Below are 12,129 nucleotides of genomic sequence, written 5' to 3'. Positions count from 1 at the left end.
GTTAGCTTAAATTGCATTAGCCACACATCCGGAATCAAATATTGCTTGAGTGGTAAGCGTACTGGTAAGCGGGAGTGATAAAGAAAAAGCCCCGGTTATGGGGCTAAGTCATTGATGCATATAGTGAAAAACAGAAAAAATACCAAAAGTACTGGCGGAGACGAGAGGATTCGAACCTCCGATCAGAGTTTTAGCCCCGATGCTCCCTTAGCAGGGGAGTGCCTTCGACCAGCTCGGCCACGTCTCCGTACTTCTTACTTATACAACGCCCCACAGTTTAACGGATAACCGCTTCTGAGGGGTTAATTGCGCTTTTAGCTTACTTCTGGTCCAGTTCAAATGCCTTGTGCAAGGCACGTACAGCCAATTCCATGTATTTCTCATCAATCACCACTGAGATCTTGATTTCACTGGTGGAGATCATCAAGATATTGATACCCTCTTCTGACAAAGTGCGGAACATCTTACTGGCGATACCAACATGTGAACGCATGCCCACGCCTACAACTGAAACTTTGGAAACCTTTGGATCACCAGAAATTTCCTTTGCTTCGATGTGCGCTTGAACAGTATTCCTCAGAATATCCAAAGCCTTTTGATAATCGGCACGTGGCACTGTAAATGTGAAGTCCGTCTTACCATCCACAGATTGGTTCTGAATGATGATATCCACATCAATATTGGCATCCGCAATTGGGCCAAGAATTTGATATGCAATGCCTGGACGATCAGGAACTCCAAGAACGGTAATCTTCGCTTCATCACGCGCAAAGGCGATGCCGGAAATAACTGCGGCTTCCATAGTGCTGTCCTCTTCAAATGTAATCAAGGTGCCCGACTTCATCTCTTGGTCTAAAGGCATCAACGGGTCTGTCAAAGAAGACAGGACCCGGGTTTTAACTTTGTACTTACCTGCAAACTCTACTGAACGAATCTGCAATACCTTTGAACCTAAGCTTGCCATTTCTAGCATCTCTTCAAAAGTAATCTTGTCTAGGCGACGTGCATCTTCGCAAACACGGGGGTCAGTTGTATAAACACCATCAACGTCTGTGTAGATTAAGCACTCATCGGCCTTCAGAGCTGCTGCCATGGCAACTGCTGAGGTATCAGAACCACCACGACCTAGGGTAGTGATGTTGCCGCTTGGATCAACACCCTGGAAACCAGTAACTACAACTGCACGACCTGCATTGAGGTCTGCTAAGATTTTTTTGTCATCAATGCTCTTAATACGAGCCTTGGTGAATGATGAGTCAGTATGTACAGTTACCTGCCAGCCTGCGTAACTCACCGCGTCAATACCTTCGCGCATTAATGCCAGTGCCAGCAAGCCTGAACTAACCTGCTCACCAGTCGATGCAATTTGATCAAGCTCACGGGGATGTGCATCAGGATTGATTTCTTTTGCAAGGCCAAGCAAGCGATTGGTTTCGCCAGACATGGCTGAGGGCACAACCACCACTTGGTGGCCTGCGCGCATCCATTTGGCAACGCGCTTGGCAACGTTGGCAATGCGCTCAGTTGAGCCCATTGAGGTGCCGCCGTACTTATGAACGATAAGAGCCATAAAAACCGTCTATTTAACTATCTGTAACAAGGAAATGATTCCTTGGAGTTCTAAAAAGGGCCTATTTTACAGGGTTTTGTAGGGCTTAAGCCCAACTCGTTGACTTTGCATTAGGACCGGTTTAGCATGGTGTTACTCAAGTGTTACCTCAATGTTTCCTTTGGAGCTTCCATGAGCCCTATAAGCACGACCTCCCTCAAACTCACCGCTGAAATCAAACTCCGAGCAGCCAATGCGGCTAAAGATCTTGGCATTACTACTCACGCCTTTATGGTGGAAGCAATTAAGCAAGCAAGCATCAATGCGGAATTGCGAAGATCTTTTATTGAAGACGCTAACAATGCTCGCAACGAGGTTTTACAAGACGGTAAAGTACACGATGCGGATCAAGTCTTCAAACATTTAAAAGCACGTATTGCCGGCAAGAAGTCAACCTTGAAAGCTACGAATTGGTAAGAATTGTTTTCTCCCCAAGAGCCCTATTAGATCTCGAGAGACTTACTGACTTTTTAGTTGCAATTGACAAAAATGCTGCTCTAGCTACGTTAGAGATTATTGAGGGTGCAATTCAGATATTGTCAGAACACCCTTATATCGGTCGCACCTGCGATATCCATATCAGGGAATTAATCATCTCCCGCGGAAAGTCTGGCTATGTAGCGCTATATAGCTTTGATGAAGCTAAAAATGCCGTGCTCATTTGCACCATACGCCATCAAAAAGAATCTGGGATTACGCCTTAGTCCATATCGGCAGAACGCGGTTACCAACCGAGGTCAGATGCGGGTAACTCAGCCCAATTCCGGCTACAGCGATCAATTCATCGTTGATATAGAGCAAGGGTGCCTGACGCTCCCAGGGTGGAATATCAGCCTCCTGATAGAGGTTTTTGAGGGTTTTACGGGGTGTCTTATGCTTAATCTGAATCTTCTCAGAGCCTAGGCGCTCTCTAAGAGTGATTTGATTGTTCTCTTGGGCGGTTTTTACCCAATCCGCTGGAAGACCCATTTGCTTGGAATTGGCTGGCAATGATTTGAGAACCCAACGCCCCTCCTCTGAATTAGATACTTGCAGTGCCCCACGCCATAGGTAGATTTTTCTCTCGTCATGCAGCCACTCCAGTTTTGCATCTGTTTTGACTTTTGCAAGGTCACGCCACCAAGCTTGCAAACGCTCTTGAGATGGCATCGCTAATTGTTGCGTTTGTAACCAGTAACGCAATACGTTATTGGCTGCCGGTAAATCATCTTTAGAAAGAGCTAGTAATGGCCTTACTTTCAATTGATCTTTGTTGAGAATACTTTTGCCATCTTGTGTTGCTAGTCGGTTAAGCAGTGTTTGCGCTTCCCCAAGTAATTCTGCACTACGTGCCATATTGGCCAATGCCTCTGGCTGAATCTTCTCGAGCGCTGGAATGATTCTTTTGCGAACCGCATTACGACGGTACTTAGTATCTTGATTGCTGGGATCTTCGATCCATTTAAGCTTATGCTCTTTTGCATAAGCCTCAAGCTCTTGTCTACTTTGATTTAAAAGTGGCCGCCATAGGGTGAGACTTTGTTTGTTTGAAACTCCCCTGCTTGTTGGCATACCAGATAAGCCAGCTACGCCAGAGCCCCGCAGGAGCTGCAAGAGAACTGTTTCCGCTTGATCATTTTGGTGATGCGCTAAGAGTAAATCTTCGATGCCATATTCTTCGCAGAGGTCGGCGAGTGCTTCGTAACGCCCTGCCCTTGCTTTTGCCTCGATATTACCTTGAGATTCTTCGGTGCTGAGATGAAGAAGTCTGAAATCAAAATGAATCTTATATTTTTTAGCCAGCGTTTCGCAAAAGATCAGCCATTCATCAGCAGGCTTTTGTAAGCCATGATGGATATGAAAAGCGTAAATCTGGTCCTTGGTTTGGTTTTTGTTTTGCGTTACTTCTTTAGCTTGCGCTTTGCAAACCGTGTCGAGCAATACAACCGAATCGAGGCCGCCACTTAAGGCAACCGCAATTCGCTTTCCTAGATTAGGACTTTGCTGTGATTTCCTTGAACTTGCCATAACTCATCAAACGTTCATGACGACGCTCCAGTAATGCATCCACCTTCATGCCGTCAAAAGTTTTTAAAGATTCTGCAAGTGCTTTACGCATATTGCTCATCATATTGTCGTAATCTCGATGCGCACCACCAATAGGCTCAGCCACAATCTTGTCAATGAGGCCCAATGCTTTTAAGCGTTGTGCCGTGAGGCCCAGCTGCTCTGCAGCCTCTGGAGCCTTATCAGCCGTCTTCCAGAGAATGGAAGCGCAACCCTCAGGTGAGATTACTGAGTAAGTAGAGTTTTGCAGCATCAGAACTACGTCACCCATCGCAATCGCTAAAGCACCACCAGAACCACCCTCGCCAATAATCGTGGCGATGATTGGAACTTCGAGTTCTGCTTGTACAAATAGATTGCGCCCAATCGCTTCAGACTGGTTACGCTCTTCCGCATCAATGCCTGGAAATGCACCTGGCGTATCAACAAAGGTAAATACCGGGATGCCAAATTTTTCTGCCAGGCGCATGAGGCGCATTGCTTTGCGATAACCCTCAGGACGACTCATGCCGAAGTTTCGTAGGGCACGCTCTTTAGTATCACGGCCTTTTTGATGTCCGATCACCATGCAAGGTTGATTTTCGAAACGGGCTAAACCACCGATGATCGATTGATCATCTGCAAAAGTACGATCACCATGCAGCTCATGAAAGTCTGTAAATAATGCGCCAACATAATCTAATGTGTATGGACGCTGCGGATGACGCGCGACTTGAGATACCTGCCATGGCGTGAGATTGGCGTAAACGTCTTTGGTAAGCTGCTGACTTTTTTCAGAAAGCGTTTTGATCTCATCGGAAATATCTACCGATGACTCATCTTGCACAAAACGCAGCTCTTCAATCTTTGACTCTAATTCGGCGATTTGCTGCTCAAAATCCAGGAAAGTCGTTTTCATAGTCTGATTTTAATATTCAACTGGGATTGGGTCGATACTTCTCCACATATACCAGGTTGCAACCGTGCGCCACGGTGCCCAATTAGCAGCCACCTCCCTCGCCTCATGGCGGCTGACAGGCTCTCCACTGAAGTAATTAAGAGAAATAGCCTTAATGAGACCGACATCATCTAAAGGCAGGATATCGGGGCGAACCATATTGAAAATCAAGAACATTTCTGCCGTCCAGCGGCCAATTCCCCGAATTGAGCTTAATTCCTTAATAACGCTTTCGTCGTCCATATCTTTCCACTGATTGGCATGTAGCCGACCAGAATCAAAGTGATCGGCTAAATCTCGGATGTACTCGACCTTACGCCCAGACAATCCGGCTGCACGCAATTCTTCCACAGTTAGCGCTAGGATATTTTTAGGGGTCACCTTCTTTTTGCTAGCAGCAACTACTTTGTTCCAAACGGATTGTGCTGCAGCAACTGAAATCTGCTGTCCAACAATAGATCTCGCCAAAGTATTGAATGAATCACCGCGCGTCACTAAAAATCCGGATCCAATTTTAGGAATCAGTTTTTTCATAATACGGTCATGCTTCATCAATTCTTTACAAGCTTGCTCCCAATAGTCAGGTGCAACTTCTTGCAAAATAGATTCTGCTTTCTCAGCATTTTCTTTCGCTACTGTCATTAAGCCCTACGCCATTCTGTTAAGCCGCCGGGTTTATCTTCTAAAACGATGCCCTGCTCTAGCAATGTCTTGCGAATCAAGTCTGCCTTAGTAAAGTCTTTTGCCTGCTTAGCGGCAACCCGTGCCGCAATCTGCTCTTCTATTTGATCGGCGCTTAAACCATCCTGATCTTTAGTGCCCGCTTGCAAAAAGGCGGTTGGATCACGTTGCAAGAAATTCAAGTAAGCTCCAAGAGCTTTCATTGTGTTTGCGAGCAATTGTTTTTCATCTCCATTGGCACGATTCACTTCACTTGCCAAATCAAACAACACAGCAATCGCTTCTGGCGTATTGAAGTCATCATTCATAGCGTCAGCAAAGCGCTTTGCCCACGGATTATGAGGGTTCAGTAATGATGATTCAGCCTTGGGAGCCTGAGCCAAGGCTGTGTATAGACGCGCCAGTCCAGAACGAGCCTCTTCAAGTTGTGCATCGCTGTAATTAATCGGACTACGGTAATGTGCCTTCAACATAAAGAAGCGCAGTACTTCAGGATCAAAACTCTTTAAGACATCACGTATTAAAAAGAAATTGCCCAACGATTTAGACATCTTCTCTTCATTTACGCGGATATGTCCGTTATGCATCCAGTAATTAACAAAGGGGGGATCGTCTTCTTTGCGGTCTTTGCCATACAGGGCACCTTCGCTTTGGGCGATTTCATTTTCGTGGTGTGGGAACTGCAGATCTGCACCACCCCCATGAATATCAAAGTGCTCGCCCAATAAATCGCATGACATTGCCGAACATTCAATGTGCCAGCCTGGGCGGCCCTCACCCCAAGGAGAATTCCAGCGGGTGTCTGCTGGTTCTTCCACTTTTGCGCTCTTCCACAAAACAAAATCTAGTGGGTCACGCTTGCCGTCACCGACTGCAACGCGCTCGCCAGCGTTTAACTCATCTAATGTCTTGCCCGATAACTGACCATAGCGCGGCAATAGGCGCACAGCAAAATTTACATCACCATCATTTGCCTGATATGCCAATTCGTTTTCAATTAGTTTGCCAATCATGCCTTGCATCTGTGCAATGTAATCTGTAGCGCGCGGTTCTTGATCGGGATGCATCAAACCCAACTCATCAGAGTCAGCATGCATGGCGTCAATAAAGCGATTGGTTAGTGCGGAAATTGGCTCGCCATTCTCAATGGCCCTTTTGATAATCTTGTCGTCAATATCCGTAATATTGCGGACATATAGCACTTCATAGCCGCTAGCCCTAAGCCAACGAACCACCATATCAAAGACAATCATGACCCTGGCATGGCCAATGTGGCAAAAGTCATAAACCGTCATGCCGCAGACGTACATCTTTACCTTACCCGGGACTATGGGCTTAAAGGCCTGTTTTGAACGGCTAAGGGTGTTATAGATTTGCAGCATAGGACTATAAAGGTGGGCAAGTAGCGCCAATTTGTTAGACTGAGCGCTGAGTATATCGAATGAGCCCGTTTCACACCCCTGTACCTATGCCCTACAACGCCCCAGCGCCACGTCTTGCCCTCAATAAGGTCTTTATCCCAGCTTTTGCCACTTTGGCAATTCTGGCAATCCTATCGGGCTGCAGCACCCCTGCCCAGCAGCGTGCTGATGCAGAAATTGCGGCAATGAACGCCAAAGGAGTGGGCGCCTCACAGACCCCAGCTCAACCTTATTTAGGTGGCTATAGCCCCATTGATCCGCCAAGACTGTCGGCAGATATTGGATATGACCCACTCAATCCAGAACTCTCTGAGACCGTTGGCGTTCCATTTTTATCTTTCTTGATTATTGAGCCAGACCCCATTACCAAGAATGCCGTTCCTTCGGATGTAGAGAAACTCATTAAGGCGCGCAAATATCAAGATGCTGTAACGCAGATCAATGTGGATCTGAAAAAAACACCGCGTAATGTTCAGTTGCGTTTTGTGAAGGCGCGTTTGCAAATCGAGATGCGTCAATTTGATCAAGCCAAAAAGACTTTGATTGAGATTACTCAGCAGTTCCCTGAATTACCTGAGCCATATAACAATCTAGCAGCGATTGCAGCTAACCAAGGTCAATGGATTGAAGCGCGAGATTATTTAGAACTGGCGTTAAAGCTGCGTCCTAGTTATGCCATTGCCTCTGCCAATTTAGGTGAGATCTACATTCGTCTTGGTGCCCAAGCCTATGAAGATGCCGCCAAGAATGCACAGTTAAATCAACGACAGTACGCTAACCGGGCTAAGGCACTTCTAGATGTCTTGAAACCCCCGGCGAAACGTCCTGTAAGTCGCACCCCCAATCCCGCAGTCAACCCTACAGTAAATCCATCTTCGGATTCACTACCAAGCAACAACCCATCCACTAACCTTCCAGAAAGTAGATCTAATAATGGCGAAAGTACTCCTAAAAACCAATAAGGGCGATATCACCCTGACTCTAGATGCAGCTAAAGCACCCAAAAGTGTTGCCAATTTTTTACAGTATGTAAAAAGTGGTCATTACGATGGCACGATCTTTCATCGCGTCATTGATAACTTCATGATTCAAGGTGGCGGTATGACTGCTGGCATGAAGCAAAAGCCAACTGGTGCAGAAATTGAAAACGAAGCGAATAACGGCCTCAAGAATGATCGCTACACAGTAGCTATGGCTCGTACTAGCGACCCACATTCTGCCACTGCTCAATTCTTCATCAATGCCAATGACAATGATTTCCTGAACCACACAGCTCCCAATGCTCAAGGCTGGGGCTATGCTGTATTTGGCAAAGTCACAGACGGCATGGATGTTGTCGACACCATTCGCAAAGTAAAGACCGGAAGCTCTGGTTTTCATCAAGACGTTCCAACGGAAGATGTCGTTATCGATAAGGCTACTGTTCTCGAGGAATGATTCCGCAATACGCGAGCGCGCTGCTCATATCGGATTTACACCTGACGCCGTCAATGCCCTTGACGGCGCAACGTTTTTTTGACTTCTGCGAAAAAGAAGCTCCAAAAGTAGAGGCAGTCTTTATTCTGGGTGACTTATTTGAATACTGGGTGGGTGATGATGCATCAGCATCTTCCCCCTTCCAGCAAGAAGTTCAGCGCGCAATCGCCAATCTTTCTGCCAAAGTAAAAACATACTACTTACACGGCAATCGAGATTTTTTAATCGGTAAAAGTTTTATTAAAAAAACGGGCATGAAATTTTTGTCAGACCCGAGTACGGTTGAGATTGCTTCACAAAAATGGGTGCTTGCACACGGTGATGCTTTATGCACCGCCGATATCGGATATCAAGTATTTCGTCATTGGGTTCGAAAGCCTTGGATACAAAAAATGTTCTTAGGTCTGCCTCTTAATTGGCGCAAAGATATTGCCCAACATTTGCGTAGCAATAGTCATAGTCAATACCAAGCACAACAACGCTCTATTTCACATCAAGCCAAAATGGATGTGACGCAACAAGCTTGCGCTGCTGTAATGAAAGATCAACCTGGAAACAGATTGATTCATGGGCATACCCACTTACCCGCCCATCATGAAGAATCTATGGGCGCTCAAAATTGGCAACGGTGGGTGTTATCAGACTGGGATCTTGATCACCCAGAGTGCCTGCCCCCTAGGGCAAGCGCCTTACTTATTGATAGTGCTGGAGCGCGATATCTCGACCTGATTAAGAGCTAAGCTCCATTAAGCACACAGGTCGAGTGGTTTCTATTAAGAAACTGAGTATTTAGAAAGCGATTGCACCATCTGCGCAAAGATGCGTGGGTTTGCTGCCATCACTTCACCACTTTTCAGGAAGCCTTCTTCACCACGATAGTTTCCTACCAATCCACCTGCTTCAGTAATAAGCAATGCACCGGCCGCCATATCCCATGGCTTGAGATCGCTCTCAAAGAAGCCATCGTAACGTCCGGCTGCAACATAGGCTAAGTCTAGTGATGCTGCGCCTGGGCGACGTAAGCCTGCACATTGACGTGACATCTCTGCAAAAATCTTTAAATATTTTTCTAAATCTTGATCTTCACGATATGGAAAGCCCGTACCAAGTAAAGAATTAGCCAGACGATCTTGCGCCGCTACACGCAAACGCCGACGATCCAAGTAGGCGCCAGCACCACGTGTCGCGGTAAATAATTCATCGCGAGTTGGGTCATAAACCACGGCTTGTTGAGTTACGCCATTCACTGCAAGCGCGATGGATACGGCATATTGCGGAAAACCATGAATGAAATTGGTTGTGCCATCAAGAGGATCAATGATCCAAACATTTTCTGCATCGGCATTACGCTCGCCTGTTTCTTCTGCCAAAAATCCGTGGGTTGGATAGGCTTCGCTGAGCGTTTCAATGATGGCCGCTTCTGCGGCTTTGTCCACCTCGGTTACAAAATCATTATGTTGTTTACGGTCAACTTGCAAGCGCTCCAAATTCAGGGAAGCTCGATTGATGACTGTTCCAGCGCGACGGGCGGCCTTTACGGCCACATTTAACATGGGATGCATAGTATTGATGGACAAATTAAATAAGAACAAGCTCCTTGTAATGTCTACAACTAGAGTAAATTGCATGACAATACGAAGCTAACAGATTGATTCTAAACGATTAGCATCCATAACCCCCCAATAACGACCCTAAAACTACCCTAAAGCGCATTGATGAATATCGATTTATCCAAATTACTTCGCTGGGTTTTAGTGGAGACTAGCCATCCTGGAAACGTAGGTTCAGCCGCTCGCGCCCTCAAAACGATGGGCTTTGGCGATTTGCGCCTTATCAACCCCAAGGTCAAGGGCGTGGCTGCTAATCCTGAAGCAATAGCCCTGGCTAGCGGAGCTGTAGATATCCTAGAGACTTCCTTGGAAGGCGCTTCTTTAGCATCTGCGGTAGAGGGGTGCGCGCTTGTTTTAGGCCTCACCAGCCGTGATCGGGAGTTTGGTCCTCCCGCCTTAGATTGGGAGACTGCCCGCTCATTGATATCAGATACAACTATGAGCGGTGGAAAGGTTGCCCTCCTCTTTGGCCCAGAGAGAACAGGGCTAGATAATGATCATTTAGCCCTGTGTACACACAGAGTCTGGCTAGATGCCAATCCCACTTACCCCTCTCTTAATCTTGCCCAGGCATTGATGGTATGCGCCTATACCCTCCGAGCAACTTTGCTTCAGAGTGCTGGAGAGTCTCACTCTTTAGCAAATCGCGAAGAAATGGCTGATTTTGCTGATCCCGTTGCCGTTGCCGCCATGCTGGATCATTGGCGCGAAGGGCTTGAGGCGATAGGCTATCTTGACCCAACCAACCCCAAGAAGCTTATGCCCCGATTACAGGCTCTATTTGCACGTAGCCGCCTGCATAAAGAAGAGATTGACCTATTGCGAGGAATTGCAAAACAGATGCTCCTGAGAAAATGAGCGCATCCCGTTAAAATCAAGTTATGTCTAATCCCCTTTTCGACCAAGTCGACTCCATCATTGCCCGAGACCCAGCAGCGCGAAATCGTCTCGAGGTCATCACTTGCTACCAAGGTTTGCATGCAGTTTGGTTTCATCGCCTCTCCCATTTTTTATGGAATCTAGGTCTGAAATGGATTGCACGCGTACTCTCCATGTTTGCACGCATTCTGACGGGTATTGAAATTCATCCTGGCGCAAAAATTGGTCGTAGAGTATTCCTAGATCATGGGCTTGGTATTGTGATTGGTGAGACTACTGAAATTGGTGATGACTGCACTATTTATCAAGGCGTAACCTTAGGTGGCACTTCGCTCTACAAAGGTGTTAAACGTCACCCCACTCTAGGCAAAGGTGTAGTCGTTAGTGCTGGCGCAAAAGTACTTGGCGGATTTACGGTTGGCGATGGTGCGCGTGTTGGCTCCAATGCTGTTGTTCTAAAAGAGATTCCTGCTGGCGCTACTGCTGTTGGCATACCTGCGCGCATCTTACATCCAGACTTGCCGCAAAGTCCTGATAGCAAAACAAAAGAATATTTTTCCGCCTATGGCGTTACGCCCAATGTAGATGATCCAGTATCAATGGCCCTCAAGGGTTTAATCGATGCGACGATCGAGCAAGAAGCCAAAATTGCAGCACTAGAGAAAGCAATTGCTAAGTTAAGCAACACCCCTACAGGCCATGATGCAGCAGCCTCAAGCGATACAAAGCGTGATCTTGATGCTATTAAAGAATGGCTGAGAGAGTAGGGCCTTAGGGGCGGCGTAAAAGAAATGATGCAAACAAAAAAGGAATAGCGTGCTATTCCTTTTTTACTTTAGTAGATCTCAGAATTAATGCAGTGTGCGTGGACCAGCGTTATCACCACCTAATACTCCGCCTGGAAATTCTTCATCATCGTCATCATCATTTGGCATACCAAATGAAAAACTATCACCACCTTCTGGATGACGATTTTCGATCTCATCATCAGTGGCAACGCGAACATCTTCGACCTGCACCCAAAAACGCAATGCCATACCCGCCAAAGGATGATTGCCATCGAGCACTACTTGATTGTCGGCAACATCGGTAACGGTGTAGATTAAAGGCTCATCATCAGTATCCGCATCCTCAGCATTAGCACCTTCTTCGGTATCGGGGATGCCTTCAAACTGCATACCCACTTCCAGGGGCTCAGGAAAACGCGTGCGTGGCTCAATCTTCAATAGCTCAGGATCGTACTCACCAAACGCCTCATTTGGCTCAAGTTGAATCGTGGCCTCATAGCCAATATCTTGACCATCTAGCAAAGTTTCAATTTTGGGGAAAGTACCTTCATAACCACCATGCAGGTATACCATCGGAGAATCTGGTTCTTCGATGACATTATTTTGCGCATCGGTTAACTTATAGCGAAGGGATACGATAGTATTTTTTTCAATCTTCATGCGGAATTTGTCGAACATTTGT

14 protein-coding genes and 1 tRNA gene are annotated in these 12,129 nt (G+C 46.5%); 7 read left to right on the top strand and 8 right to left on the bottom strand.

Features of this window, described 5'->3' with window-relative positions:
- Positions 1-152: 152 nt before the first annotated feature.
- Positions 153-247, bottom strand: a tRNA-Ser gene (locus tag ICN48_RS11235).
- Between the two features lie 72 nt (positions 248-319).
- Positions 320-1,570: an aspartate kinase gene (locus ICN48_RS11230; RefSeq protein ID WP_216153776.1), complete on the bottom strand. Its 1,251-nt coding sequence runs from the start codon at positions 1,568-1,570 to the stop codon at positions 320-322.
- A gap of 171 nt (positions 1,571-1,741) precedes the next feature.
- Between ICN48_RS11230 and ICN48_RS11225 the strand changes: the two genes are divergently transcribed.
- Positions 1,742-2,026: a hypothetical protein gene (locus ICN48_RS11225; RefSeq protein WP_216153775.1), complete on the top strand. Its 285-nt coding sequence runs from the start codon at positions 1,742-1,744 to the stop codon at positions 2,024-2,026.
- Positions 2,020-2,313 carry a type II toxin-antitoxin system RelE/ParE family toxin gene (locus tag ICN48_RS11220; protein WP_216153774.1) on the top strand — a complete coding sequence of 98 codons (294 nt, stop codon included), beginning with the start codon at positions 2,020-2,022 and terminating at the stop codon, positions 2,311-2,313. The genes ICN48_RS11225 and ICN48_RS11220 overlap by 7 nt, the downstream gene beginning before the upstream one ends.
- Here ICN48_RS11220 and tilS read toward each other — a convergent pair.
- Genes tilS through cysS form a run of 4 tightly spaced genes read right to left on the bottom strand, consistent with a single transcriptional unit; the run spans position 2,303 to position 6,655 of the window.
- Complete coding sequence (gene tilS, locus ICN48_RS11215; RefSeq protein ID WP_216153773.1) at positions 2,303-3,616, bottom strand: tRNA lysidine(34) synthetase TilS; 1,314 nt, start codon at positions 3,614-3,616, stop codon at positions 2,303-2,305. The two genes, ICN48_RS11220 and tilS, sit on opposite strands and share 11 nt — an antisense overlap.
- Complete coding sequence (locus ICN48_RS11210; protein ID WP_216153772.1) at positions 3,582-4,553, bottom strand: acetyl-CoA carboxylase carboxyltransferase subunit alpha; 972 nt, start codon at positions 4,551-4,553, stop codon at positions 3,582-3,584. The genes tilS and ICN48_RS11210 overlap by 35 nt, the downstream gene beginning before the upstream one ends.
- Positions 4,554-4,562: 9 nt before the next feature.
- The gene (locus ICN48_RS11205; RefSeq protein ID WP_216153771.1) at positions 4,563-5,234 is read right to left on the bottom strand and encodes a DNA-3-methyladenine glycosylase; all 672 of its coding nucleotides are present in this window, start codon (positions 5,232-5,234) and stop codon (positions 4,563-4,565) included.
- Positions 5,234-6,655 (bottom strand): cysteine--tRNA ligase, encoded by a 1,422-nt coding sequence (cysS, locus tag ICN48_RS11200; RefSeq protein ID WP_216153770.1) that lies wholly within the window; start codon positions 6,653-6,655, stop codon positions 5,234-5,236. The genes ICN48_RS11205 and cysS overlap by 1 nt, the downstream gene beginning before the upstream one ends.
- Positions 6,656-6,714: 59 nt before the next feature.
- Here cysS and ICN48_RS11195 point away from each other — a divergent pair, with 59 nt between their 5' ends.
- Genes ICN48_RS11195 through ICN48_RS11185 form a run of 3 tightly spaced genes read left to right on the top strand, consistent with a single transcriptional unit; the run spans position 6,715 to position 8,910 of the window.
- Positions 6,715-7,656 carry a M48 family metallopeptidase gene (locus ICN48_RS11195; protein ID WP_216153769.1) on the top strand — a complete coding sequence of 314 codons (942 nt, stop codon included), beginning with the start codon at positions 6,715-6,717 and terminating at the stop codon, positions 7,654-7,656.
- Entirely contained in the window at positions 7,628-8,131 is a 504-nt protein-coding gene (locus ICN48_RS11190) for a peptidylprolyl isomerase (RefSeq protein WP_216153768.1), read from the top strand. The genes ICN48_RS11195 and ICN48_RS11190 overlap by 29 nt, the downstream gene beginning before the upstream one ends.
- On the top strand, positions 8,128-8,910 hold the full coding sequence (locus ICN48_RS11185) for a UDP-2,3-diacylglucosamine diphosphatase (protein ID WP_216153767.1): 783 nt from the start codon (positions 8,128-8,130) through the stop codon (positions 8,908-8,910). The genes ICN48_RS11190 and ICN48_RS11185 overlap by 4 nt, the downstream gene beginning before the upstream one ends.
- A 33-nt stretch (positions 8,911-8,943) precedes the next feature.
- Here ICN48_RS11185 and ICN48_RS11180 read toward each other — a convergent pair whose 3' ends face one another.
- Positions 8,944-9,732: an inositol monophosphatase family protein gene (locus ICN48_RS11180; protein ID WP_216153766.1), complete on the bottom strand. Its 789-nt coding sequence runs from the start codon at positions 9,730-9,732 to the stop codon at positions 8,944-8,946.
- 153 nt (positions 9,733-9,885) lie between these two features.
- On the opposite strand from ICN48_RS11180, the gene ICN48_RS11175 reads away from it, so the two are divergent.
- Together ICN48_RS11175 and cysE are read left to right on the top strand one after the other, a co-directional pair.
- The gene (locus tag ICN48_RS11175; protein ID WP_216153765.1) at positions 9,886-10,638 is read left to right on the top strand and encodes an RNA methyltransferase; all 753 of its coding nucleotides are present in this window, start codon (positions 9,886-9,888) and stop codon (positions 10,636-10,638) included.
- 23 nt (positions 10,639-10,661) lie between these two features.
- Entirely contained in the window at positions 10,662-11,426 is a 765-nt protein-coding gene (gene cysE, locus ICN48_RS11170; protein WP_216153764.1) for a serine O-acetyltransferase, read from the top strand.
- A gap of 84 nt (positions 11,427-11,510) precedes the next feature.
- Here the strand turns inward: cysE and ICN48_RS11165 are convergent, their stop codons facing one another.
- Positions 11,511-12,107 carry a peptidylprolyl isomerase gene (locus ICN48_RS11165; protein WP_216153787.1) on the bottom strand — a complete coding sequence of 199 codons (597 nt, stop codon included), beginning with the start codon at positions 12,105-12,107 and terminating at the stop codon, positions 11,511-11,513.
- Positions 12,108-12,129: the final 22 nt, after the last annotated feature.

It is taken from the genome of Polynucleobacter sp. JS-Safj-400b-B2 (assembly GCF_018881975.1).
In the GTDB taxonomy this organism is placed as follows: Bacteria; Pseudomonadota; Gammaproteobacteria; order Burkholderiales; family Burkholderiaceae; genus Polynucleobacter.
The sequence above is the reverse complement of the archived record's forward strand: the minus strand, read 5'-3'. Positions and strand labels throughout refer to the sequence as shown.